We start from the raw sequence: 21,294 nt of genomic DNA on the forward strand, positions 1-21,294 counted from the left end.
CGCTCAGTCGATCGCGGCGTCCACGAGGGCGACGGCGATGGCGCGGGCGTGGGCGCCCGGCCCGGTGGCGTTCAGGGCGGTGCTGCGGGCGACGGCGCCGTCGTAGAGCAGGGCGAGCCGTTCGCCGAGCGCCTCGGGGTCGCGGGCCCCCGCCACCCGTGCCAGGGCCGTCAGCCTGCGGGCGAACTCCCTCTTGTAGGCGGCCACCAGCAGGTGCACCGGGTGGTCGGGGTCGGGCACCTCGACGGCGGCGTTCAGGAAGGGGCAGCCGCGCAACGGTCCGTCCGTCCGCCCCGGCGGCCAGTCGAAGATCGCCAGGAGTTGCTCCCGCGGGTCCGGGCAGGGCTCGCCGGGGATCACCTCGGCGGGAAGCAGGCCGTCCTCGAGTTCGCGCAGATAGGCCTGGACGAGGTCGTCCTTGCTCGCGAAGTGCGTGTACAGGGTGCGCTTCGACACGTTGGCGACGGTGGTCAGCTGGTCCATCCCGGTCGCGTTGACCCCCTGGGCGGTGAACAGCTCCGTCGCCGCCTTGAGGATCCGCTCCCGGGCGCCTCGGCCACTGCGCCGGCGTACGGGGGAGGGTGCGTCGCTCATGCCGTTAAGGATACCGATCGTTTTACTTCACCGGAAACGGCTGTTACGGTGGAGCACGTAAGGAGACCGATCGGTTTACTTAAGGGCTCGGCGGACCCTCCCGCCGCTTCGTCCCGCGGAGTCGGGCCGTGTCCCGCGCACGTCTCCGCTTCCCGCCGCAGTGCCGCGGCGCCCCCTGTTGTCCCCGTCGACCGGGCCGCCCGGCCCGCGTACGGCGCGACCGTGCCTCTTCCCCGGAGACAGACCCATGACCCGTACCCCCTCGGACCCCGCCGGCGGCACCGCCGTCGTGCGGGTGCCCGCCCCCGGCGGCCCGGCGGCCGCGCGCAGCGCCCCGCACCCCGGGCTCGTGCTCGCGGTCCTCGCCACGTCGGTGTTCCTCTCCGCCCTCGACGCCTTCGTCGTCAACGTCGCCCTGACCCCCATCGGGCACGGTGTGGGCGAGAGCTCGCTCTCACGGCTCAGCTGGATCCTCAACGGCTACGCGATCGTGTACGCCGCGCTGCTCGTCCCGGCCGGGCGGCTGAGCGACCGCTACGGGCGCAAGGCCGGATTCCTGCTCGGGCTCGGCGTGTTCACCCTCGCCAGCCTGGGCGCCGCCCTCAGCGGCGACCTGTGGGTCCTGGTCGCGTTCCGCTTCCTGCAGGCGGCGGGGGCGGCCGTCCTCACCCCGGCCAGCCTCGGGCTCGTGCTGACCACGGCGCCACCCGCCAAGGTCACCCGCTCCGTGCAGATCTGGGCGGCCAGCGGCTCGCTCGCCGCGGCGGCGGGACCGGTGGTCGGCGGCCTGCTCGTCCAGGTGGCCTGGCAGTGGATATTCCTGCTCAACCTGCCGATCGGCGCCGCGGCGTTCGTCCTGGCCGTACGGCTGCTGCCGGGCGGCCGCCCGGACACCGGCGCCCGGCTGCCCGACCTCGTCGGCGGGGCCCTGCTGGTGGTGGCGATCGGCACGCTCGCACTGGGCCTGGTCCAGGGCCCGGAATGGGGATGGGCGGCGGCGCCGACCGTCGGAGCCTTCGCCGCCGCCGCGGCGGCGCTCGCGGCCTGCCTCCTGCGCTCGGCGCGCCACCCCGTCCCCGTCGTCGACCTGAGCCTGCTGCGCGACCGCGTGTTCGCCTCGGCGAACGTCGCCGCTCTGCTGTTCTACGCCGCCTTCGGGCTCCAGTTGCTCGGCCTGACCCTGTGGCTGCAGCAGGTGTGGCACTGGTCGGCGATCGAGACCGGCCTCGGCGTCGCGCCCGGCCCGGCCATGGTGTTCGCCGCCTCTGCCCTCGGCCGGCGGATCGGCCGGCGTGTCCCGGCCGGCACCGTCGCGGCGCTCGGCTCGGCGCTGGTCGCCCTCGGTACCGCGTGGACCGCACTCCATGCCGGAGGACGCCTCGACTACGCCGTCGACATCCTGCCCGGCTGGCTGGTCGCCGGGGTCGGCGTGGGGCTGGCCCTGCCCACGATGATCTCGTCGGCCACCTCGGGCCTGCCCAAGGACCAGGCCGCCACCGGCAGCGCCGTCGTCACCATGGCCGGTCAGATCGGCACCGTGCTCGGCGTCAGCGGCCTGGTGGTCGTCCTGGCCGCCGCCGGCCCCCGCGACCCGGCGCACGCGTTCTCCCTCGCCTGGTGGATCTCCGCCGGTGTCGTGGCGCTGAGCGCCCTCGCCGCGCTGGGGATCAGCCCCCGGACCATACGGCCGTCGTCACCGCAGGAGGGAAAGGCGTGACACGCCGACGGAGTTGACCCCGCCCGCGACCACCCCCCCCCGTGACCACCCGCCACTGCCCCCCCAGTGACCGCCCCCGCGGAACACCGCACATCCCCCCGACAGCACCACCCCGTCAAGGAGAACTGATGCGTTACACGACCTTCGGACACCGGACCGGACTGCGCGTCTCGGAGTACGCCCTCGGCACCGGCAACTTCGGCACCCGCTGGGGCGCCGGCGCCGACCCGGACGAGTCCCGCCGGATGTTCGACAGGTTCGCCGAGGCCGGCGGCACCTTCCTCGACACCGCCGACAACTACCAGTTCGGCGAGTCGGAGGAACTGCTCGGCCGCTTCATCGCCGCCGACCGCGACCACTTCGTCGTCGCCAGCAAGTTCAGCGTCGCATCGACACCGCAGGTGGACATCTCCAGGACCGGCAACAGCCGCAAGAACATGATCCACTCGGTGGACGCGAGCCTGAAGCGCCTCGGCACCGACTACATCGACCTGTACTGGGTCCACTTCCCGGACGACCTGACGCCGATCGAGGAGATCCTGCGCGGCCTGGACGACCTGGTGAGCTCCGGCAAGATCCTGCACGCCGCGCTGTCGAACTTCCCCGCCTGGCGCGTCTCCCGCGCCGTCACCCTCGCCGAGCTGAAGAACTGGGCCCCCGTCGCCGGCATCCAGGTCGAGTACAGCCTCGTGGAGCGCACCGCGGACCGCGAGGTGCTGCCGATGGCCGAGAGCCTCGGGCTGGGCGCCGCCCTGTGGTCCCCGCTCGGCGGCGGCCTGCTCACCGGCAAGTACCGCGGCGGCGACGAGGGCCGGCTCAGCGACCTGAAGACGCTGATCCACACCGAGTCGTCCGCCCAGAAGACCGCGGTCGTCGACACCGTCCTGGACATCGCCAAGGAGACCGCGGCCACTCCGGCGCAGGTGTCCGTGGCCTGGCTGCGCGAGCGGGGCGCCCGCGCCGCGACGTCCTTCGTGCCGATCATCGGCCCGCGCAACACCGCCCAGCTCGAGGACTACCTCGGCGCGCTCGACGTGCAGCTCACCCCGGAGCAGTACACGCGGCTGAACGAGGTCAGCGCCGTACCGCTCGGCGTCCCCCACGAGGCCACCGCCGGCGTGCTGGAGCGGGTCCGCGGCGGCGACTCCTCCCTGGTGGTCGAGCCGCCCCGGCCGGTCGCCTGACCCCCAGTGACGGCGCGGCCCCGGTCACGACCGACCGCGGCCGCGCCCGCCCGGGGCTCCGGTGGACCGGATTCCCCCGGTCCGCGATGCTGGGGTTCCGCACCACGACTGCGGGGCGGCGAGGAGAGGAAGGACGGCGCGGCATGCCCATCATCTCGCGGGGATTCCACGGCCGGCGCCCCACATCGGGCAACGAACTCCCGCCGGGACAGTACGAGACCTTCGACTTCCCCGTCATGTCCGCAGGACCCACCCCGCGGATCACCCGGGACGACTGGGAGTTCACCGTCACCACCGAGGACGGCACCCGCCACCGGTGGGACTGGGCGGAACTCATGGCGCTGCCGGCCGAGACGCCGACCGCCGACCTGCACTGCGTGACCAAGTGGTCGAAGTTCGGCACCCACTGGCGGGGCGTCTCCCTGGACGTGCTGCTCGCCGACGTCGAGACCGCCGCCGAGTACGCGCTCGTTCACTCCTACGGCGGCTACACCACCAACCTGCCCCTGGAGGACCTCCTCGATGGACAGGCGTGGATCGCCCACGAGTACGACGGTGACGAGCTCGCCCCGGAGCACGGCGGCCCCGCCCGGCTGCTGGTCCCGCACCTGTACCTGTGGAAGTCGGCGAAGTGGGTCCGCGGCATCCGGCTGCTCCTGGACGACGAGCCGGGCTTCTGGGAGAGCGTCGGCTACCACGACTACGGAGACCCATGGCGCGAACAGCGGTACCAAGGAGACTAGGCGACCGTCTGCGCTGGCAGGCCGCCGAACTGGTGGAGCGGCGCGCCGAGTCCGAGGCGGCGTGGACCCTCGTGTTCGACGTGCCCGGCTGGCCCGGCCACCTGCCCGGACAGCACCTCGACGTCCGGCTCACCGCGGAGGACGGCTACAGCACCCAGCGCAGCTACTCCCTGGCGTCCGCGCCCGACGGCGACCGGATCGAACTGACCGTCCAGCGCGTCGAGGACGGCGAGGTCTCGCCCTACCTGACCGACGACCTCGCCGTCGGCGACGCCGTCGAGATCCGCGGCCCCGTTGGCGGCTGGTTCGTCTGGCGCCCCGAGCAGACCGAACCGGTCCTGCTGGTCGCGGGCGGCTCCGGGCTCGTCCCGCTCATGGCGATGGTCCGCGCCCGCGCCGCGGCGGGCAGCCGCGCGCCGTTCCGGCTGCTGTACTCCGTGCGCACGCCCGGGGACCGGTTCTACGCGGCCGAGCTGGACCGGGGCGAGCCCGGCCTCGACACGACGTACGTCCACACCCGCTCGGCGCCGGACGGCGGGACCCGCCCCGCGGGCCGGCTCCAGGCGCGCGACCTGGCCGAATGGGGCTGGCCCGCGGACTTCGAGCCCACCTGCTACGTGTGCGGCCCCACCGGCTTCGTCGAGACGGCCGCGGGCCTGCTGGTGGCCCTGGGCCACTCCCCGGACCGGATCCGCACCGAGCGTTTCGGTCCCAGCGGGGGATGACCCCGCGCCACCGCACCGGAAGGAGACCACCCCGCCCATGACCGAGCGCTACGCCGCCCGTGTGATCGAGGTGCCCGACGAGGGCATCCGCCTCCACCCGACGGAGGGCTCGGCACCGCCCGAGCAGCCGACCGAGGTCAACCTGCTCGGCATGGCCGTCGCCATGGCCCTCGGTGCGGCCGGCTACGAGCACCACCCCACCCTGCGCGACCCCCGGTTGCAGACCCTGGACGCGCTGCTCGCGGGCGAGGCCGTGATGCCCTGGCGTCCGCCCGCCGCCGAGACCGGGACCGCTGCGTACGTCGAGTGCGAGCGGTCCGGCTCCGGTGTCTTCATCTGCGCGGTCCGGTACCGGCCCGCCGACGGGGCCTGAGCGCTGCCCGTGCCCCTGGGGGTGGTACCGCCGTTCCCAGGTTCGCCGGGGCCTCCCCGACCTGCGATGGAGGGTGCCGCGCCCGCTGTTCCAACGGATCGACGGGTGGTGGTCCGGAGACGGACGCCACGGAGACCGCGGATGAGGAGAGCAGTGCCGATGCTTGCCACCGTCACCGCCCCCGAGGACCGATGGTTCGTGGGATTGCGGTTCAGCACGGCCCGGGGTGCCGTGCGCAGCCACTACTACGTGGTCGGCGAGGCCGCCGACGCGGAGGACGCCGTGCGGACCGCCATGCTCCGCGCCGCGGACGCGTACGAGTGCGCGGCGCGGGGGAACGCCGTGATCGACGGCGTCGAGGTGCGCCGTCTGCGCTGGAACCCCCTGGGCTGGGCCTACCTCACCGCCTCGGACCGGGACGCCGGCGCAGCCCTGTACCTCGGGCACGGCACCACGGCGGACTCCTGACCCTCAGCCGGGCGGGGCACGGCGGCGGGACGGCGTGGAGCACCTGATCACCCGGGACGACTCCGGGCGCATCCCTCTCGACCGTCCCGAGCCGCAGCGCAGAGCGGGCCTGGGACACCTGGTCCTGGGCCACCACGAGGAGGCCGTCGCCCTCCTGGAGTGCTCACTGGCGCTCGCCGGCGGGCGACGAGATCGTCTACAAGGTGCTGCGCGGTGCGACCCCGCAGGACGGCGCCGCCCTGCTGCTGGCCAGGACCCGGACCATCGCCCCCGGCCACGTCTCCAGCTGGACCTTCCCCGCCGAGGCGGCCTCCGTCCGCGAGGCCCGCCGCGCCGCGCACGGCCGGCTGGCGCAGTGGGGGCTGGAGGACCACGCCCCGGTCACCGACCTGGTCGTCAGCGAACTCGCCACCAACGTCATCCGGCACGCGAAGGGCCCCATCCGGCTGCGGCTCATCCTCGACCGGGGGCTCACCGTCGAGGTGCACGACGACGCCGACACCGCGCCGCACCTGCGCCACGCCCGCCTGCAGGACGAGGGCGGACGCGGTCTGTTCATCGTCGCCTCCCTCACGCGGCACTGGGACACGCGGTACGAGGAGACGGGCAACCCCTGAGGGGGGCCGCCACCGGGGCCCGTTCGTCCACGCCGCCCGTTGGGATGGTCGCACCGCGCGGCACGTCCGATGTGCTGGGCCGTTGTGGTGCGAGCGTCTAACGTCACCGTGTGTCGCGACAGATGACACCCCGCGACCGGCGGATACCGTCCGCCTCGGCGTCCACCGGGCCCCTGGGAGCACTGCGCACCATGAGCGAGCGATCCACCGTCCAATCGGTGACCTACGACCTGCTGCGGTCACTGCGGCTGACGACGGTCTTCGGCAACCCGGGATCCACCGAGGAGACGTTCCTCCAGGACTTCCCGGACGACTTCACCTACGTCCTGGCCCTCCAGGAGGCCTCCGTCATCGCCATGGCGGACGCCTACGCCCAGACCACCCGCCGCCCGGCGCTGGTGAACGTGCACTCGTCGGCCGGCCTCGGCAACAGCGTCGGCAACCTGGTCGCCGCGTACCACGGGCACACCCCGCTGATCGTCACCGCGGGCCAGCAGCACCGCGAACTGGTCATCGGCGAGCCCTACCTGGGCAACCGCGAGGCGACGACCCTGCCCAAGCCGTGGGTGAAGTGGTCGTACGAGCCGGCGCGCGCGCAGGACGTGCCCGAGGCTTTCATGCGCGCCTACGCCGCGGCCCTGCAGCCGCCCGCGGGCCCGGTGTTCCTGTCCATCCCGCTCGACGACTGGAACCGGCCGCTGGCCGGCCCCGCCGTCCTGCGCGACGTCAGCACGGCGTACGCGCCGGACCCGGAGCGCCTGCGGCGCTTCGCCGCGCGCATTACGGCGAGCCGGCGTCCCGCCCTGGTCTTCGGGCCCGAGGTGGACCGCGCCGGCGGATGGCAGGCCGCCGTGGCGCTGGCCGAGCGGCTGAAGGCGGCGGTCTACAGCCCGCCGCTCGCGGACCGCGCGTCGTTCCCCGAGGACCACCCCCTCTACCGAGGCCCGCTCGGCATGTCGGTGCGGGCCATCGGCGAACGGCTCACCGGCCATGACCTGGTGGTCGTCATCGGGGCCGAGGTCTTCCGGTACTACCCGTACGTGCCCGGCGAGATCCTGCCGCCGGGGACCGAACTGCTGCACATCACGAGCGACCCGGCGGTCGCCGCGGCCGCCCGCGTCGGCGACAGCCTCCTGGGCGACGCCCGGATGGCGATCGAACTCCTCACCGAGGAGGTCGCCGACGGCGGCGACCGCGAGCGGCCCGAGCCCATGCCGCGCCCACGGAAGCTGCCGCAGACCCCGAGCAGCCCGCCGACGCCCGCCGAGGTCTACGCCGCCCTCGGCGAGGTCCGCCCGGAGCACGCCGTCTTCGTCAACGAGTCCACCTCGACCATGGCCGAGCACGCCGAGTGGCTGCCCACCGTGGAGCCCGGGTCCTTCTTCGCCACCGCGAGCGGCGGCATCGGCTGGGCCCTGCCGGCCGCCGTCGGCATCGCCCTCGGCGACCGGGACCGCGGGGTCAGGCGTCCGGTGGTGGGCCTGATCGGGGACGGTTCCTTCCAGTACTCGGTGCAAGGGCTGTGGACCGCGGTGCAGCAGGGGCTGCCCGTGGTGTACGTCGCGATGCGCAACGGGGAGTACTCGATCCTGAAGTCCTTCGCCGACCTGGAGCAGACCCCGGGCGTGCCCGGACTCGACCTCCCGGGACTGGACATCGTGTCCGTGGCGCGGGGCTTCGGCTGCCGTGCCGTCGAGGTGGCGAGCACGGCGGAGCTGGAGAAGGAGTTCACGGCCGCCCTGGAGTCCGGAGTCACCTCCGTCATCGTGGTGACCACCCGGCCCCAGAAGATCACCCTCTGAGGCGCGAGGAACGGAACGCCGTCATGGATCTGGGATGCCGGGACCATGTCCACCTGCTGACCGGCGGCAGCCGGGGACTCGGCCGGGCCGTGGCGGAGGTGCTGACCGCCGAGGGCGCCAGGGTGGTGGTCACCGGACGCAGCGCCGCCTCCGTCGCGGACGCGGCCCGGGACCTGGGCGGTGACGCCCGCGTCGTCGGCGTGGTCGCGGACAACGCCGACCCGGGCTCCGCCGACGAGGTCGTGGGCGCGGCGCTGCGGCACCTCGGCCGGCTGGACGGCGCCCTCGTAGCGCCGGCGGGCCGCCCGCCGGCGCCGTGATGGACGTCGCGGACCAGGTGTGGCGGGATGCCTTCGAGTCCACGTTCCTGGGCGCGGTGCGCATCGCCCGGGCCGCCGCGAACGCGTTCACCGGCGAAGGCTCCCTCGCCTTCGTCCTGTCCTCGTCGGTCCGCGAACCGATCCCCGGGCTGGCCGTCTCCAACGGGCTGCGGCCCGGGCTGGCCCTGGTGACCAAAGACGCTCGCCGACGAACTCGGCGGATCCGGCACCAGGGTGAACGGCCTGCTGCCGGCGCACATCGACACCGATCGCGCCAGGGAACCAGCCGTCCTGACCGGCGGCAGGCGCCCGGAGAACTCCCTGCGCCGCACGGGGCGGCCCCGGGAGTTCGCGACGGCCGCGGCGTTCCTCCTCTCGCCGGCCGCGAGTTTCCCGACCGGCGTGATGCTGCCCGTCGACGGTGGTGAGCTGCGGGCGCTCTGACGGCGCGGCGAACCGCGCGATCAGCCAAGGGCACCCGGAGCGGCCGGGTGTGCGGGACGGAAGGGGAACGGTGCTCGGCCAGGCTATTGGGGCCGTGCTGCCCGCGGCCCTCGCGGTGGCACTCAGCCCGTTCCCCGTGATCGGCGTCGTCATGATCCTGGGAGGAGGCGACGGCCGGCGCAACGGCCCGCTCTTCGCGGCCGGATGGATCGCCGGACTCGTCGCCGTGGCCGCCGTCGTCGCCGTGGCGTTCGGCGGCGCCCACGACCCCCACAGCCCCTCCTCGGCGGTCGCCGACTGGGGACGGGTGTGCGCCGGCAGCGCGCTCCTCGTCCTCGGCGCGCGCAAGTGGTGGCGGCGCCCGAGGAACGGTGACGAGGCGCAGGCGCCGGGCTGGACGAGGTCGCTGGACGAGGCGAGCGCCGCACGCGCGCTGCTGCTCGGCCTCCTGCTGTCGGCGGCGAACCCGAAGAACCTCGTCCTGACGGCCTCGGCCGCCGCGTCGATCGCGGAGACCGGCGCGCAGGGCACGGACCTCGCCCTCGCCGTGGTTGCCTTCGTCCTCGTCGGTTCCTGCGTCGTGCTCGGCGCGGTGCTCCTGCACCTGGCCGGCGGGGAGCGCGCGTCCCGCGTCCTGGACGGCCTGCGGCGGTTCATGGTCGCCAACAGCACGGCGATCCTGGTGGTCGTGCTGCTGCTCCTGGGCGCGAGCGTCCTCGGCGACGGCCTCGCCGGTCTCGACCGCTGACCCTCCAGGCCCGTCGGGACGGTCGGTAGGGCGCCGCGCGTTCGATCGGGGCCTCCAGCCGCAGTTCACGGCCGCTCCAGCGGGAACGCACTCATGAGCCGGGCGGCCCCCGCCGTGCCCGTGCCCGGAGGTGTAACCTTCAAACACGCAATGAAGGGTTACCCGGGAATGGGGGCGCCGAGCATGACGGCCGACACCACGGACGACGACTTCCTGCTGGAACTGCTCAACACGACGCCGGTCGTCGACGGGACCCAGGTGGACGAGCTGGCCGGCCCGGACGCCGGCCGCCGCTGGCTGCGCGCCCACGGCGGAGCCGGCACGGCGCAGGAGCTGCGCCACCTCCTGGCGGCGCGCGAGGTGCTGCAGCGCGTCGCGCGCGGGGACGGTGAGCCCGGCGACCTCCAGAAGCTGCTCACCGGGGTCGTCCGGGTGCCGCGGGTGACCGCGCACGGCATCGACTGGGAGCTGGAGGCCCCGGCGGACCGCAGGCCGGCCGTGCGGGCCGTCACGGTCTGGGGCGCGCTCCAGGAGGGCAGGCCCGGACGCCTGCGGCCCTGCGCCAACGAGGAGTGCCGGCTGTTCCTGCTCGACCGCAGCAAGGCCAACACCGCCCGCTGGTGCTCCATGGCCGCCTGCGGCAACCGGATGAAGGCCCGGCGCCACCACCGTCGCGCCCGCGCCACGGCCGCCGACTGAACGTACGACGGCGGCCCGGAGCCGCTGAGGCCCCGGGCCGTGTCGGGCCGCCGCGCCGCCCGAGCCCGTCACCAGGGCGGCGCGACGGGGTCGGTCAGCCCTTCGTGCGGGCCGGCAGCCGCCAGTTCGGCCGCGGGAAGTGGCAGGTGTAGCCCTCCGGGTAGCGCTCCAGGTAGTCCTGGTGCTCGGGCTCGGCCTCCCAGAAGGGCCCGACGGGCTCGACCTCGGTGACGACCTTGCCGGGCCACAGGCCCGAGGCCTCGACGTCGGCGATGGTGTCCTCCGCGACACGCTTCTGCTCGTCGTCCACGTAGTAGATCGCCGAGCGGTAGCTCATGCCGATGTCGTTGCCCTGGCGGTTCTTCGTGGTCGGATCGTGGACCTGGAAGAAGAACTCCAGCAGCGCCCGGTAGTCCGTCCTCTCGGGGTCGAAGAGGATCTCGATCGCCTCGGCGTGCGTGCCGTGGTTGCGGTAGGTCGCGTTGGGCACGTCGCCGCCCGAGTAGCCGACGCGGGTCGCGACGACGCCGGGCTGCTTGCGGATCAGGTCCTGCATGCCCCAGAAGCACCCGCCCGCGAGCACGGCCCTCTGTGTCTGTCCTGCCATGTCAATCCTCCGAATCGGTCCTGTCACCATTGTCGAACAACCCGAGGTAGGCCCCGTAACCTTCCCGCTCCAGGTCATCGGCGTGGATGAAGCGCAGTGAGGCGGAATTGATGCAGTACCGCAGGCCGCCCGCCTGCCGGGGGCCGTCGGGGAAGACGTGCCCCAGGTGGCTGTCGCCCGTCGCCGAGCGGACCTCGGTGGCCAGCCGGCCGTAAGCGGGGTCGGGCCGCTCCACGACGGTGGTGCGGTCCAGCGGCCGGGTGAAGCTCGGCCACCCGCTGCCGCTGTCGTACTTGTCGACCGAGGCGAACAGCGGCTCCCCCGAGACCACGTCCACGTAGATCCCGGGCTCCTTGTTGTCCAGGTAGGCGCCCGTGAAGGCGCGCTCGGTGCCGTTCTCCTGCGTCACGCGGTACTGCTCCGGTGACAGTCGCGAGACGGCCTCCGGGTTCCTGCGGTAGCCGGTCACGGTCCCTCCTTGCTCGCGGCTCTCTCTTTTCCGTACGCCCATTGGTGACGGGGAACGCGCGGGTCTTACCTGCCGGGAACGACCGGTTTTCCGCGGGGCCCCGGGGGGCGCCGCCGTGGAGGTGGGGGCGGGCGGCCGCGTCTAGGATCGCTGCATGGGTTCCGCAGAACACGACGGCCGGGCCGGTGACGGGGCCCGGGGAGGCCGGTCCCTCGACGCGGAGTCCGCGCAGTGGGTGCGGGCGCTCTCGGCGGACGGTGAGGCGTACGAGGAGGCGACCGGCCGGCTGCACGCGCTGCTGCTGCGGATCGCCTACGCCGAGCTGAACCGGCGCGGGTCGCGGCACGGCATCACCGGGCCGGAGCTGGACGACATCGCCCACCAGGCCGCGGCCGACGCGCTGCTGTCGATCACCCGGAAGATCGGCGATTTCCGCGGTGACAGCCGCTTCACGACCTGGGCGTACAAGTTCGTCATGAACGAGGTGTCCAGCAAGCTCGGCCGTCACTTCTGGCGGACGGCCGGCGTGCAGCTCGACCCCGAGGCGTGGGAGCGGCTCCCCGACCGGCTCGGCATCGACCCCGTCCGGCAGAGCGAGGCCCGTGAACTCGTGGACGCCCTGCGTGAGGCCGTCGACGAGGAGCTCACCGAGCGCCAGCGCACGGTGTTCACCGCGCTCGCGGTCAACGGCGTGGACGCCGACACGCTCGCCGCGGAACTCGGGACGAACCGCAACGCGCTCTACAAGACGATGTTCGACGCGCGGCGTAAGCTCCGTGCCCGGCTCGCAGCCAATGGACATCTGCCCCTGACGACAGCGAGGCGCTCATGAACGACTGGCAGGGCCTTGACGACCTCCTGCGGACCGACCCCCTGGACCCCGGCTGCGACGCGGCGCTCGACCTGATGGACGTCTACCTGGAGCTGTTCCTGGCGGACGCGGCACCGGAGCGGCACTACCCCGGTGTCGCGGTGCACCTGCGCGGCTGCCCGGCCTGCGAGGAGGACTTCCGCGGACTGCTGGCCGCGGTGACGGGCGGCTGATCCCGGTCAGGCGGTGAGCGGCGGGTTGAGCCGGTAGGGCAGGACGGCGTCTGCCCGGACCGGGACCCGCCCGGTGGCGACGTGCCGCGGGGTGAAGCGGACCCGGCGGCCGGTGCCCCCGTCGTCGCCGGCGGCACCGGGCGCAGTCCAGTCGACGACCGCGGTGCCGGACAGCTGCAACGTCGTCCCGGCGGCGAAGTCGACGAAGAGCAGGGCCGCGGCGGGGTCGCCGGCCAGGTTGCCGAGGCTGTTGAACATGTTGTTGCCGGGGTAGTCCGGCCACCACAGGCTGCCGTCGGGCGCCGTCCGGACGAATCCGGGCGGGCCGCCCCGGTGGGAGACGTCGGCGCCGTGTTCGGGGTGGGCGGTGCCCAGGAAGAAGGTGTCGGCGCGACCCACCAGGGCCGCCTGCGTCGCGTCGAGCCGGTCGGCGGGCCGCGCCCCGGTCGTGGGCGTGTCCTCGCCGTCGGGGGCGTCCGCCGGCGCCGGGCCGAGCAGGCGCTGCTGGATGTACTGGGGGCAGTTCCCGTACGCCTGGTCGACGGCGAGCTCAAAGCCGGCGTCGTCGGCCGCGGCGAGGGTGCCGTTGAGACGCAGCCGGCGGCGGATCGCGAAGTCGATCACGATCAGGGCCGCGGCCCCGCCGACGGGGAGCACGGCGAGGGGGTCGCCCGTACGCGGACGGGCGGCGACCCGTACGAGCTCGCCCCGGGTGGAGAGGAAGCCCGGGGTCCCCGTCAGCGGGGAGACCCACAGGCGTCCGTCCTCGTCGTGCGCGCCGAGCACGGCCAGGTCCCGCTCGGCGAGGAAGTGGGCCACGCCGCCGCCGAGGTGCGGCGGGTCGAGCATGCCCCGCAGGCGCGCGGCCTCGTGTGCGACGCCGGCACGTCGCTGGACGGCGAGTTCGCCCTCGTGGAAGCCGGTATGGCGGGTCATGGCCCTCGCAATCGTCGTACGGCGGTGGGGTGGGGGATGCGGGAACTCAGCGGGGCAGGCCGGCCTTGTCGAGGAAGCCCAGGATCAGCTCCGCGACGGGCTCGACGTGCGTCTCCAGGAGGAAGTGGCCGCCGTCGAGGAGGTGCACCTCCGCCCGCTGCGCGTCCTTGGCGAAGGCCCGGGCGCCGTCGGGCCCGAAGATGGGGTCGTTCTCGCCCCAGACCGCGAGCACGGGCACGGGGTGGGTGCGCAGGTACTCGTGCAGGCGCGGGTAGAGCGGGAGGTTCGACGCGTAGTCACGGAAGAGCGTGAGCTGCACGAGGTCGTTCCCGGGCCGGGAGACCAGCTGGAAGTCGTGGTGCCAGGTGTCGGGACTGACGGTGGTCCCGTCCGCCACTCCCGTGACGTACTGCCACTTGATGCCCTCGAGGCTCAGTGCCGCACGGACGCCCGCCTCGGTCTCGGGGGTCTGCTCGCGCTGGTAGGCGTGGACGTCCTTCCAGAACTCCTCGATGAACCCCGCCTCGTAGCCGTTGCCGTTCTGGGTGACGATCGCGGTGACGGCCCCGGGGTCGCCCAGCGCGAGGCGCCAGCCGATCGGCGCTCCGTAGTCCTGGACGTAGAGCGCGTAGCGCGTGACGCCCAGCCGGTCGAGCAGGCCCTTGGTGAGTCCGGCGAGGGCGTCGAAGGAGTACGCGAACGCGTCGGCGGCGGGGGCGTCGGAGAATCCGAAGCCGAGGTGGTCGGGCGCGATGACGCGGTAGCGGCCGGCGAGCCGCGGGATCAGCTCGCGGAACATGAACGAGCTGGTCGGGAAGCCGTGGAGGAGCACGAGGACGGGGGCGTCGGCCGGGCCCGCCTCCCGGTAGAAGAGCCGGTGCCCCTGGACCTCGGCGTAGCGGTGGTGCACGGTGACCATGTCTAACCCCTTCGATTCACTTCGATGGTTACATCGAAACAGGGTCGAGGTAACCTGTCAAGCGAGTGATGAGGGTTAGGTGGGAGCGGGGCGGGAAGTGACGGCGGCCTCCTGGTGTTGTGCAAGGGCACAGGGGACTTCGGGCGCCCGCCGGACGTACGGCCGGCGGAGCCCGCGACAGGGACGGAAGACGCAGATGACTGGTACGGCCACGGCGCAGCGCGCGAAGGGCAACGAGGAAACCCGGATCGTCACCCCCCGGCTCGTCCTGAGGCCATGGCGCGGCGACGACGCCGAAGCGGCGCTGGCCGTCTACGGGGCGGACGACGTGACGCGCTGGCTCGCTCCGGCGATGACCCGGCAGCCCGACGTCGCGTCCATGCGGGAACTGCTGCGCTCCTGGGAGGAGGGCGGTGCCGCCCTCGAACGGCCGGCCGGGCGCTGGGCGATCGAACTGCGCGAGAGCGGCGAACTCGTCGGCGGAGCCGCCGTCCTGCCGCTCCCGCCCTACGGCGTCGACCTCGAGATCGGCTGGCAGCTCGCCCACCCCTACTGGGGCAGGGGCCTGGCGACCGAGGCCGGGCGCGCCCTGGCCGGTTACGCCTTCGGGTCGGGCGTCGACGAACTCTTCGCCGTGGTCCGCCCGCGGAACGACCGCGGCGCCGCCACGGCCCGCAGCGTCGGCATGGAATGGGTCGGGGAGACCGAGAAGTACTACGACCTGCGGCTGCAGGTGTACCGGCTGCGCAAGGGGGAGTTCGAGGCCTCCGCCGCGCCGGGGCCCGTGGCCTGACGCGGGGCGTCCGGCTCGGGAATCAAAAGGACGGGTGCCGGACCGTACGGAGCACGGTCCGGCACCCTTGTGTCATGCACGGCGCGTCACCGCACCGCCGTCAGCGACCGGGGGTCAGTGACGGGCCGCGGCGCGACGCTTGCGGTTCGCGAAGAGCAGACCGCCGCCGGCGAGCAGCGCGACGGCCGCACCGCCCGCGATCAGCGGGGTGGAGCTGGAGGCGCCGGTCTCGGCGAGGTCGCCGGCCGGGGACTCGTCGGTGGACGGGGTGGAGGGCGCAGCGGAGGGGGCCGTGCTGGCCGACTCGCTGGGCGTCTCGCTGGGCTTGGGAGACTCGGTGGTCTTCGTCTCCGTGGGCGTGGGCGTGGGCGTGCTCTGGTCCTGGCACGCCGGAACGGTCAAGTCGTCCTCCTTCGAGAACTGCTTGCCGTCCCCGGCCACCACGCTGAGGTGCAGGTGCACGTCGGCGGTGTGGGCCGGCACTTCGTGGGTCCAGTCGAAGGACGAACCGAACTCCGTGGTCTTCAGGAGTTCCTTGCCGTCCGCGGTGACCGTGACGGTGTTCGTGACGCGCCCGTTGTACGCCTTCAGGTGGAGTTCCACCGTGTGGCAGTCCGCCCTCCAGTTGGGCGTGTGGGCGGACGCCGGGGTGGCGCACAGGCCGAGACCGATGACACCGGTCGCGGCGGCTGCTATCAGGGTGCCGGGGCGGTACCAGGCACGGCGGGGGGATGCGGTCACAAGTTCTCCAGGCTGTGGTGAATTCCGATGCCAATGGCAGCCGCAATGTACTCCCCCCTCCCCACATCGCTCACTGCCGCCCCACAGTTAACGCGGGAACACGGGTGAAAGGGCCGGATTCGCCTGATGTGCACGGCCGTTGTCGGACCTCTGCGGCAGACTGCCGCCATGTCCGCGAACGAAGACGCCGCCACCGCCCTGCCCGAACCCGCCGCCCTGTTGCCGGCGACCGACTGGGCAGCCCTCGCCCACGCCTACGGATCCGCGGACGGCACCCCGGACGACCTGCTCGGGCTCCTGCACGACGACCCGGAGGTGCAGGCGGAGTCGCTCGGCCGGCTGGAGATGTCCGTGCTGCACCAGGGTTCGTTGTACTCCGCCACCGCGCCCGCCGCGCTGTTCGTCGCGGGCATCCTGGGCGACCCCCGCACGCTCGCCGTTCACGAGAGCTACTTCTCCTGGGACGACCGGGTCCGGCCGCTGCGTGCCGCGCTCTTGGAGTGGCTGGGCGAACTCGCCGACTCCGCGGCGGACGAGGAGGACGAGGAGGACGAGGGGGCAGAGGAGGACGGCGACGAGGACTGGGCCGAGGAGATCGCGGCGATCGAGGCGTGCCGTGCCGTCCGGCCGCAACTGTTCGGCGCGGTCCTGCCCTGGCTGGACGACGCGGACGCCACCGTCAGGGAGGCGGCCCTCGGCGCGGTGACGCATCTGCTGCGGGCGCCCGAACTCGCCGACCGCGTACCGGCCGCGGCCGAACGCCTGGAGCGGATCGTCCGCGCCGACGGAGACCGCCGCGAGCGGGCGGGCGCCCTCCTGTCGCTGCGCGCCTGGGGGCATGACACCGGCGGCTTCCTGGCGGACCCCGACCCGGCGGTGCGCGCCTGCGCCGCGCTGGGCACCTCCGGCTCCGAGGCCGTGCCGGCGCTGCTCGACGCGCTCGCGGACCCCACGGCCGCCGACGCGTGGTTCGACGAGCCGCTGCCCCAGTTCGACGGCTGGTTCCGCTTCACCCTGCTGCGCGGACTGCTCGACCGCGCCCGGCACTTCGACGAGGTCCTCCCGGCCGCCCTCGCGCTGGTGCCGAAGTACCACCAGCACACCGTCGACAGTGAGTGGGGCCCGCTCCTCGCGTGCGCCTTCCCGACCCCGTACGCCCCCGGCCGGCCGCTGACGGAGGCCCAACGTGCCTTCCTGGAGGCCCTGGTCGGCCAGGACGCCTGCTGGGGCACCATGGCCAACCGAGTCTCCTGGCTGCGGGCCGCGGGACTCCCCACGGAACGCGATCCGCTGCGGGACCTCCTCGTCGCCGCGCTGCCCGCCACGAGCTGAGAGCGCGCCCCGGTCCGCCGGGCGGCGGTTCCGCGCCGCCCGGGGCCGCCGCCGGAAGTCATGCGGCACATCGCTGCGGGGCCTCGCCCTGGTCAGCCGCCGTCGCGGAGGTAGCTCGCGCGTCCCTCGTCGTCGAGCTCGAATGGCCCCTCGGGGACGACGCAGAATTCGTTCCCCTCGGGGTCGGCCATGACCAGGAACCCGCCCTCGGCGTACTCCTCGAGCACCCGCCCGCCCAGCGCCTCGATCCGCGCCCGCTCCGCCCCCGGATCGGGCGAGGCCACGTCGAAGTGGACCCGGTTCTTCCCGGACTTGGGCTCCTCGGTCCGCTGGAAGCCCAGGCCCGGCCCCTCGCCGCGCGCGAGCCACACGTACGGGCCGATCCGCGCCACGACCGCCCGCCCCAGCAACTCGCCCCAGAACGCGGCCAGCCGCTCCGGATCCGCACAGTCGACGACGACGTCCTTGACGCTCAGGTGGGTTCCGCTCATGGTCCGATGTTCCCAGACCGCGCTGTCCGACCCGGGACGGCCCAGGAGCAGGGGCGCACCGACGGACCCAGTGACGCCCGGTTCGAGGAGGAACCCCTGCCGCCGCCGCGCTGACGTCCGCCCGGCCGGGCGGACGTCAGCCGCCGTCGCGGGGCAGTGCCGCCACGAACTCCGCCAGGTCCGCCGCCTGTGGCGGGGCCTCGCGGGGGAGGAAGCGCCGGTAGTGGTCGGCGACGAGGCGGCGCAGTGCCGTCTCGGCCGGTGCGGCGCCGGTGAGTTCGAGGGTGACCCGATGGGGTTCGCCCGCCATGCTCAGAGGGCGTGCCTGCGCGTCGAATCCGCAGGTGTACTCGTCCGGCATCTCCCAGTAGGCCTCCGCGTGGGCGACGTCCCTGAGGACGTACATGTGGAAGTCGTCGTCGAAGAGGATCACGGGGCCGGTCGGTGCGGTCATCCGGGCAGTATGGCGGAGGCCGTCGGCCTCCGCCGTGCCGTGCGACGGCGGAGGGGTCACTGTGCCGCGGCGGGCTGCCAGGGGACTCCGGGGACGACGAGGGGGCTGCCCGTGACCGGGTCGGGGACGATGACCGACGTGAGGCCGAAGACCTCGTGGACGAGGTCCGCCGTGACGATGTCGCGGGGCGGGCCCTGGGCGACGATCCGGCCGGCCTTCATGGCGATGAGGTGGTCGGCGTAGCGGGCGGCCTGGTTGAGGTCGTGGAGCACGGCGACGACCGTGCGTCCCCGCCCGTGGTTGAGGCGGCGGACCAGGTCCAGCACCTCCACCTGGTGGGCGATGTCGAGGTACGTGGTCGGCTCGTCCAGCAGCAGCAGGTCGGTCTCCTGGGCGAGGGCCATGGCGATCCACACCCGCTGGCGCTGCCCGCCCGACAGCTCGTCGACCGGCCGGTCCGCGAGGTCGGCGGTGCCGGTGTGCTCCAGCGCCTCCGCTACGGCGCGTTCGTCGGCCTCGGACCACTGCTGCCACCACTTCTGGTGCGGCTGGCGTCCGCGCGCCACGAGGTCGGCGACGGTGATGCCGTCCGGCGGCGTGGGGCTCTGCGGCAGGACGCCGATCGCCCGGGCGATCTGCCGGCCGGGGATGCGGGCGAGTTCGGTGCCGTCCAGCAGGACCGTGCCGGAGCGCGGCTTGAGCAGCCGGCCCAGCGCGCGCAGCAGCGTGGACTTGCCGCAGGCGTTGGGGCCGACGATGACGGTGACCCGCCCGTCGGGGACCTCCAGGTCCAGGCCGTCGACGACGGTGCGGTCCTCGTACGCCAGGGTCAGCTCCCGGGCGGTGAGTCGGCTGGTACGGCTCATGAGGTGGTGCCTCCGGAACGGCTGCGGGTGCGGGCGATCAGCCACATCAGGTAGGGGGCGCCCACCGCTGCGGTGAGGACGCCGACGGGGAGTTCGACGGGGGAGAACAGGCGCCGGGCCAGCAGGTCGGCGACGACGACCACGAGCGCGCCGGTCAGCGCAGAGGACAGCAGCGGGATCTGCGCCGTGCGGGTCAGCCGCCGGGCGATCTGCGGGGCGAGGAGGGCGACGAAGTCGACCGGTCCCGTCGCCCCCGTCGCCACCGAGGCCAGGACGATGCCGAGCGCGGTCAGGCCGAGCCGTACCCGGTCCAGCCGGATGCCGAGGGCCAAGGCGGTGTCGTCGTCGAAGGAGGCGCCGCGCTGGGCCCTGGCCGCCCAGAGCGCCGCGGGGATCGCCAGGAGCAGCACCGTCGCCAGGGGAGCGGCCTGGTCGTAGCCGCGGCTGTTGAGCGAGCCCGTCAGCCAGACCTTGGCCTGCTGCGCGACGAGGAAGTCGCCCTTGGTGAGGAAGAGTTGCGTGAGCGAGCCCAGGGCGACCGAGACGCCGATCCCGACGAGGACGAAGCGCGACGCGTGGAGCCCGCGGCGCCAGGCGAAGACGTAGACGAGCAGCGCGGCCGCCAGCCCGCCCGCGATCGACACGTACGGGAGCGCGGTGTGCGAGGCGAGGCCGAAGCTCATCGCGGCGACCGTCGCGGCGCCCGCGCCGTGGGTCACGCCGATGACGTCGGGGCTGGCCAGCGGGTTGCGCGCGACGGCCTGGACCAGCGCCCCGGCGACGCCGAAGGCGACCCCGGCGAGCAGGCCCACGACCAGGCGGGGCAGTCGCAGCGTGCCGACGACGAGCTGGTCCGGGCTGGGACGGCCGAGGAGGACGTTGACGACCTCCGCGGGGGAGACGAAGGACTCGCCGACGCAGAGGTAGAGCACGACGGCCGCGAGCAGCAGCACGGCGAGCACGACGGCGACGAGGACCGCCCGGCGGTGGACCAGGAAACTGCCCCGCCCGGGACGGAACAGGGCGTGCCCGGCCGGGCGTACGGAGAGCCGGGCGGGCGTGGGCGTCGGCGAGGTCGTGGGCGCGGTCGCGCGGCTCATGCGGCCACCACCGTCCGGCGCCGCACCAGCGCGATGAGGAACGGCACGCCGAGCAGGGCGGTCATGACGGCCACCGGTACCTCCGAGGGCGGGAAGACGATACGGCCGAGCACGTCGGAGGCGAGGATCATCACCGGACCGAGGAGGGCGGCCACCGGCAGCACCCAGCGGTGCGCCGCACCGACCAGGGCCCGGGCGATGTGCGGAACCGCCAGGCCGGTGAAGGCGATCGGCCCCACGGCGGCCACGGCCGCGCCGGTCAGCACGGTCGCCCCCACCGCGCCCAGGACGCGCAGCAGCGCCACGTTGTGGCCGAGGCCCTTGGCGGCGTCGTCGCCGAGCGCGAGCGCGTCCAGGCCCCGGGCCATCGTCGCGACCAGCAGCAGTCCGGCCGCCACGAACGGCCAGATCTGGCCGATGACGTCGCTGCCGCGGCCGCTGATCGAGCCGACCTGCCAGAACCGGAACTCGTCCAGGGCGTGGGCGTCGGTGGTGACGATCCCGGAGACCACGGAGGCGAGGAAGGCGTTCATCGCGGCGCCCGCCAGCGCGAGCTTCACGGGGGAGGCGCCGCGGTAACCGCCCGCGGCGACGGCGTACACGGCGACCGCCGCGACCGCCGCGCCCACGAAGGCGAACCAGACGTACCCGGTGAGGGTGTGCACGCCGAGGAACGCGATCGCGCACACCACCCCGACGGACGCGCCCTGGCTGACGCCCAGGATGCCGGGTTCGGCGATCGGGTTGCGGGTGACGCCCTGCATCACGGTCCCGGCGACGGCGAGGGCGGCGCCGGCCAGCACTCCGATGACGGTGCGCGGCACGCGCAACGCCCGCACCACTTGGGCGTCGTCACTGGTGCCGCCGTGCAGCAGGGCCTGGATGACCTCGCCGGGGGCGATCTGTCGGCTGCCGACGGCCAGGCTCAGCAGGACGGCGATCAGCAGCATCACCGCGCACCCCACCAGCCAGGCGATACGGCGACGGGTCGGTCGCGCCATGCGCCGCGCTCACTCTCTCTTTCCGGGTTCCGCGTTGCGGATTGCGGGTCGTACGGGCGCGCGCCGGGCGCCGGCGGGCACGCCGGCCCGCCGGCGCCCGGCGTACG

The 21,294-nt window shown here is 73.8% G+C and carries 25 protein-coding genes and 1 pseudogene; 15 read left to right on the forward strand and 11 right to left on the reverse strand.

Translation table 11 applies throughout. The annotated features are described in order from the left end of the window. Nucleotides 1-3: 3 nt before the first annotated feature. Nucleotides 4-594 (reverse strand): TetR/AcrR family transcriptional regulator, encoded by a 591-nt coding sequence (locus tag ACFYYN_RS37240; protein ID WP_500549273.1) that lies wholly within the window; start codon nt 592-594, stop codon nt 4-6. A gap of 247 nt (nt 595-841) precedes the next feature. Here ACFYYN_RS37240 and ACFYYN_RS37245 point away from each other — a divergent pair, with 247 nt between their 5' ends. From ACFYYN_RS37245 to ACFYYN_RS37295, 11 genes and pseudogenes are all read left to right on the forward strand, one after another. Further along, the gene (locus ACFYYN_RS37245; RefSeq protein ID WP_500549274.1) at nt 842-2,311 is read left to right on the forward strand and encodes an MFS transporter; all 1,470 of its coding nucleotides are present in this window, start codon (nt 842-844) and stop codon (nt 2,309-2,311) included. A 128-nt stretch (nt 2,312-2,439) separates the two neighbouring features. After that, the gene (locus ACFYYN_RS37250) at nt 2,440-3,495 is read left to right on the forward strand and encodes an aldo/keto reductase (protein WP_500549275.1); all 1,056 of its coding nucleotides are present in this window, start codon (nt 2,440-2,442) and stop codon (nt 3,493-3,495) included. A 143-nt stretch (nt 3,496-3,638) separates the two neighbouring features. Further along, a complete protein-coding gene (locus ACFYYN_RS37255; RefSeq protein ID WP_500549276.1) occupies nt 3,639-4,238 on the forward strand; it encodes a sulfite oxidase-like oxidoreductase in 600 nt (199 codons plus the stop codon). Then, complete coding sequence (locus ACFYYN_RS37260) at nt 4,208-4,963, forward strand: ferredoxin reductase (RefSeq protein WP_500326279.1); 756 nt, start codon at nt 4,208-4,210, stop codon at nt 4,961-4,963. Before ACFYYN_RS37255 ends, ACFYYN_RS37260 begins: the two co-directional genes overlap by 31 nt. A 37-nt stretch (nt 4,964-5,000) precedes the next feature. Then, nucleotides 5,001-5,336: a hypothetical protein gene (locus ACFYYN_RS37265; protein WP_500549277.1), complete on the forward strand. Its 336-nt coding sequence runs from the start codon at nt 5,001-5,003 to the stop codon at nt 5,334-5,336. Nucleotides 5,337-5,477: 141 nt separating this feature from the next. Then, nucleotides 5,478-5,804 carry a hypothetical protein gene (locus ACFYYN_RS37270; RefSeq protein WP_500549278.1) on the forward strand — a complete coding sequence of 109 codons (327 nt, stop codon included), beginning with the start codon at nt 5,478-5,480 and terminating at the stop codon, nt 5,802-5,804. 203 nt (nt 5,805-6,007) lie between these two features. Then, a complete protein-coding gene (locus ACFYYN_RS37275) occupies nt 6,008-6,421 on the forward strand; it encodes an ATP-binding protein (protein ID WP_500549279.1) in 414 nt (137 codons plus the stop codon). A gap of 191 nt (nt 6,422-6,612) precedes the next feature. Beyond that, on the forward strand, nt 6,613-8,223 hold the full coding sequence (gene mdlC / locus ACFYYN_RS37280; RefSeq protein ID WP_500549280.1) for a benzoylformate decarboxylase: 1,611 nt from the start codon (nt 6,613-6,615) through the stop codon (nt 8,221-8,223). Between the two features lie 23 nt (nt 8,224-8,246). Next, nucleotides 8,247-8,987, forward strand: a pseudogene (locus ACFYYN_RS37285) (SDR family oxidoreductase). A 70-nt stretch (nt 8,988-9,057) separates the two neighbouring features. Beyond that, nucleotides 9,058-9,735: a GAP family protein gene (locus ACFYYN_RS37290; RefSeq protein WP_500549281.1), complete on the forward strand. Its 678-nt coding sequence runs from the start codon at nt 9,058-9,060 to the stop codon at nt 9,733-9,735. 183 nt (nt 9,736-9,918) lie between these two features. Further along, nucleotides 9,919-10,434 carry a CGNR zinc finger domain-containing protein gene (locus tag ACFYYN_RS37295; protein ID WP_500549282.1) on the forward strand — a complete coding sequence of 172 codons (516 nt, stop codon included), beginning with the start codon at nt 9,919-9,921 and terminating at the stop codon, nt 10,432-10,434. 94 nt (nt 10,435-10,528) lie between these two features. On the opposite strand, the gene msrA is transcribed toward ACFYYN_RS37295, so the two are convergent. Beyond that, nucleotides 10,529-11,041, reverse strand: a complete 513-nt coding sequence (gene msrA, locus ACFYYN_RS37300; RefSeq protein ID WP_500326264.1) for a peptide-methionine (S)-S-oxide reductase MsrA — start codon at nt 11,039-11,041, stop codon at nt 10,529-10,531. A 1-nt stretch (nt 11,042) separates the two neighbouring features. Beyond that, nucleotides 11,043-11,510, reverse strand: a complete 468-nt coding sequence (msrB, locus tag ACFYYN_RS37305; protein WP_499515733.1) for a peptide-methionine (R)-S-oxide reductase — start codon at nt 11,508-11,510, stop codon at nt 11,043-11,045. Nucleotides 11,511-11,664: 154 nt separating this feature from the next. Between msrB and ACFYYN_RS37310 the strand changes: the two genes are divergently transcribed. Both ACFYYN_RS37310 and ACFYYN_RS37315 read left to right on the forward strand, forming a co-directional pair. Beyond that, nucleotides 11,665-12,342 carry an RNA polymerase sigma factor gene (locus ACFYYN_RS37310; RefSeq protein ID WP_500326262.1) on the forward strand — a complete coding sequence of 226 codons (678 nt, stop codon included), beginning with the start codon at nt 11,665-11,667 and terminating at the stop codon, nt 12,340-12,342. Continuing rightward, nucleotides 12,339-12,554, forward strand: a complete 216-nt coding sequence (locus tag ACFYYN_RS37315; protein WP_500336202.1) for a hypothetical protein — start codon at nt 12,339-12,341, stop codon at nt 12,552-12,554. The genes ACFYYN_RS37310 and ACFYYN_RS37315 overlap by 4 nt, the downstream gene beginning before the upstream one ends. A gap of 6 nt (nt 12,555-12,560) precedes the next feature. Here ACFYYN_RS37315 and ACFYYN_RS37320 read toward each other — a convergent pair whose 3' ends face one another. Continuing rightward, a complete protein-coding gene (locus ACFYYN_RS37320) occupies nt 12,561-13,490 on the reverse strand; it encodes a pyridoxamine 5'-phosphate oxidase family protein (protein ID WP_500549283.1) in 930 nt (309 codons plus the stop codon). 46 nt (nt 13,491-13,536) lie between these two features. Then, on the reverse strand, nt 13,537-14,409 hold the full coding sequence (locus ACFYYN_RS37325; protein WP_500549284.1) for an alpha/beta fold hydrolase: 873 nt from the start codon (nt 14,407-14,409) through the stop codon (nt 13,537-13,539). A 196-nt stretch (nt 14,410-14,605) separates the two neighbouring features. Between ACFYYN_RS37325 and ACFYYN_RS37330 the strand changes: the two genes are divergently transcribed. Continuing rightward, a complete protein-coding gene (locus ACFYYN_RS37330; RefSeq protein WP_500549285.1) occupies nt 14,606-15,202 on the forward strand; it encodes a GNAT family N-acetyltransferase in 597 nt (198 codons plus the stop codon). Between the two features lie 114 nt (nt 15,203-15,316). Here ACFYYN_RS37330 and ACFYYN_RS37335 read toward each other — a convergent pair whose 3' ends face one another. After that, nucleotides 15,317-15,943 (reverse strand): LAETG motif-containing sortase-dependent surface protein, encoded by a 627-nt coding sequence (locus ACFYYN_RS37335; protein ID WP_500326253.1) that lies wholly within the window; start codon nt 15,941-15,943, stop codon nt 15,317-15,319. A gap of 168 nt (nt 15,944-16,111) precedes the next feature. On the opposite strand from ACFYYN_RS37335, the gene ACFYYN_RS37340 reads away from it, so the two are divergent. Continuing rightward, on the forward strand, nt 16,112-17,275 hold the full coding sequence (locus tag ACFYYN_RS37340) for a HEAT repeat domain-containing protein (RefSeq protein ID WP_500549286.1): 1,164 nt from the start codon (nt 16,112-16,114) through the stop codon (nt 17,273-17,275). Between the two features lie 92 nt (nt 17,276-17,367). On the opposite strand, the gene ACFYYN_RS37345 is transcribed toward ACFYYN_RS37340, so the two are convergent. The 5 genes from ACFYYN_RS37345 to ACFYYN_RS37365 form a co-directional block, all read right to left on the reverse strand. Then, nucleotides 17,368-17,766, reverse strand: coding sequence for a VOC family protein (locus ACFYYN_RS37345; protein WP_500549287.1), 399 nt, complete (start codon nt 17,764-17,766; stop codon nt 17,368-17,370). A 136-nt stretch (nt 17,767-17,902) separates the two neighbouring features. Beyond that, a complete protein-coding gene (locus ACFYYN_RS37350) occupies nt 17,903-18,220 on the reverse strand; it encodes a hypothetical protein (RefSeq protein WP_500549288.1) in 318 nt (105 codons plus the stop codon). Nucleotides 18,221-18,276: 56 nt separating this feature from the next. Further along, entirely contained in the window at nt 18,277-19,086 is an 810-nt protein-coding gene (locus ACFYYN_RS37355) for an ABC transporter ATP-binding protein (RefSeq protein WP_500549289.1), read from the reverse strand. Next, complete coding sequence (locus tag ACFYYN_RS37360; protein ID WP_500549290.1) at nt 19,083-20,186, reverse strand: FecCD family ABC transporter permease; 1,104 nt, start codon at nt 20,184-20,186, stop codon at nt 19,083-19,085. Before ACFYYN_RS37360 ends, ACFYYN_RS37355 begins: the two co-directional genes overlap by 4 nt. After that, nucleotides 20,183-21,187 (reverse strand): FecCD family ABC transporter permease, encoded by a 1,005-nt coding sequence (locus ACFYYN_RS37365; protein ID WP_500326243.1) that lies wholly within the window; start codon nt 21,185-21,187, stop codon nt 20,183-20,185. The genes ACFYYN_RS37360 and ACFYYN_RS37365 overlap by 4 nt, the downstream gene beginning before the upstream one ends. Between the last annotated feature and the right edge of the window lie 107 nt (nt 21,188-21,294).

The organism is Streptomyces sp. NPDC001902 (assembly GCF_042891295.1).
Classification (GTDB): Bacteria; Actinomycetota; Actinomycetes; order Streptomycetales; family Streptomycetaceae; genus Actinacidiphila.

Excerpts from the sequence above, each read along its gene's own strand:
- ACFYYN_RS37340 (WP_500549286.1), top strand. The coding sequence starts at position 16,112 with ATGTCCGCGAACGAAGACGCCGCCACCGCCCTGCCCGAACCCGCCGCC.
- msrA (WP_500326264.1), bottom strand. The coding sequence starts at position 11,041 with ATGGCAGGACAGACACAGAGGGCCGTGCTCGCGGGCGGGTGCTTCTGG.
- ACFYYN_RS37350 (WP_500549288.1), bottom strand. The coding sequence starts at position 18,220 with ATGACCGCACCGACCGGCCCCGTGATCCTCTTCGACGACGACTTCCAC.
- ACFYYN_RS37260 (WP_500326279.1), top strand. The coding sequence starts at position 4,208 with ATGGCGCGAACAGCGGTACCAAGGAGACTAGGCGACCGTCTGCGCTGG.
- ACFYYN_RS37360 (WP_500549290.1), bottom strand. The coding sequence starts at position 20,186 with ATGAGCCGCGCGACCGCGCCCACGACCTCGCCGACGCCCACGCCCGCC.
- ACFYYN_RS37270 (WP_500549278.1), top strand. The coding sequence starts at position 5,478 with ATGAGGAGAGCAGTGCCGATGCTTGCCACCGTCACCGCCCCCGAGGAC.
- ACFYYN_RS37265 (WP_500549277.1), top strand. The coding sequence starts at position 5,001 with ATGACCGAGCGCTACGCCGCCCGTGTGATCGAGGTGCCCGACGAGGGC.
- ACFYYN_RS37325 (WP_500549284.1), bottom strand. The coding sequence starts at position 14,409 with ATGGTCACCGTGCACCACCGCTACGCCGAGGTCCAGGGGCACCGGCTC.
- ACFYYN_RS37255 (WP_500549276.1), top strand. The coding sequence starts at position 3,639 with ATGCCCATCATCTCGCGGGGATTCCACGGCCGGCGCCCCACATCGGGC.
- ACFYYN_RS37320 (WP_500549283.1), bottom strand. The coding sequence starts at position 13,490 with ATGACCCGCCATACCGGCTTCCACGAGGGCGAACTCGCCGTCCAGCGA.
- ACFYYN_RS37355 (WP_500549289.1), bottom strand. The coding sequence starts at position 19,086 with ATGAGCCGTACCAGCCGACTCACCGCCCGGGAGCTGACCCTGGCGTAC.
- ACFYYN_RS37315 (WP_500336202.1), top strand. The coding sequence starts at position 12,339 with ATGAACGACTGGCAGGGCCTTGACGACCTCCTGCGGACCGACCCCCTG.
- mdlC (WP_500549280.1), top strand. The coding sequence starts at position 6,613 with ATGAGCGAGCGATCCACCGTCCAATCGGTGACCTACGACCTGCTGCGG.
- ACFYYN_RS37330 (WP_500549285.1), top strand. The coding sequence starts at position 14,606 with ATGACTGGTACGGCCACGGCGCAGCGCGCGAAGGGCAACGAGGAAACC.
- ACFYYN_RS37295 (WP_500549282.1), top strand. The coding sequence starts at position 9,919 with ATGACGGCCGACACCACGGACGACGACTTCCTGCTGGAACTGCTCAAC.
- ACFYYN_RS37345 (WP_500549287.1), bottom strand. The coding sequence starts at position 17,766 with ATGAGCGGAACCCACCTGAGCGTCAAGGACGTCGTCGTCGACTGTGCG.
- ACFYYN_RS37245 (WP_500549274.1), top strand. The coding sequence starts at position 842 with ATGACCCGTACCCCCTCGGACCCCGCCGGCGGCACCGCCGTCGTGCGG.
- ACFYYN_RS37310 (WP_500326262.1), top strand. The coding sequence starts at position 11,665 with ATGGGTTCCGCAGAACACGACGGCCGGGCCGGTGACGGGGCCCGGGGA.
- ACFYYN_RS37240 (WP_500549273.1), bottom strand. The coding sequence starts at position 594 with ATGAGCGACGCACCCTCCCCCGTACGCCGGCGCAGTGGCCGAGGCGCC.
- ACFYYN_RS37365 (WP_500326243.1), bottom strand. The coding sequence starts at position 21,187 with ATGGCGCGACCGACCCGTCGCCGTATCGCCTGGCTGGTGGGGTGCGCG.
- ACFYYN_RS37250 (WP_500549275.1), top strand. The coding sequence starts at position 2,440 with ATGCGTTACACGACCTTCGGACACCGGACCGGACTGCGCGTCTCGGAG.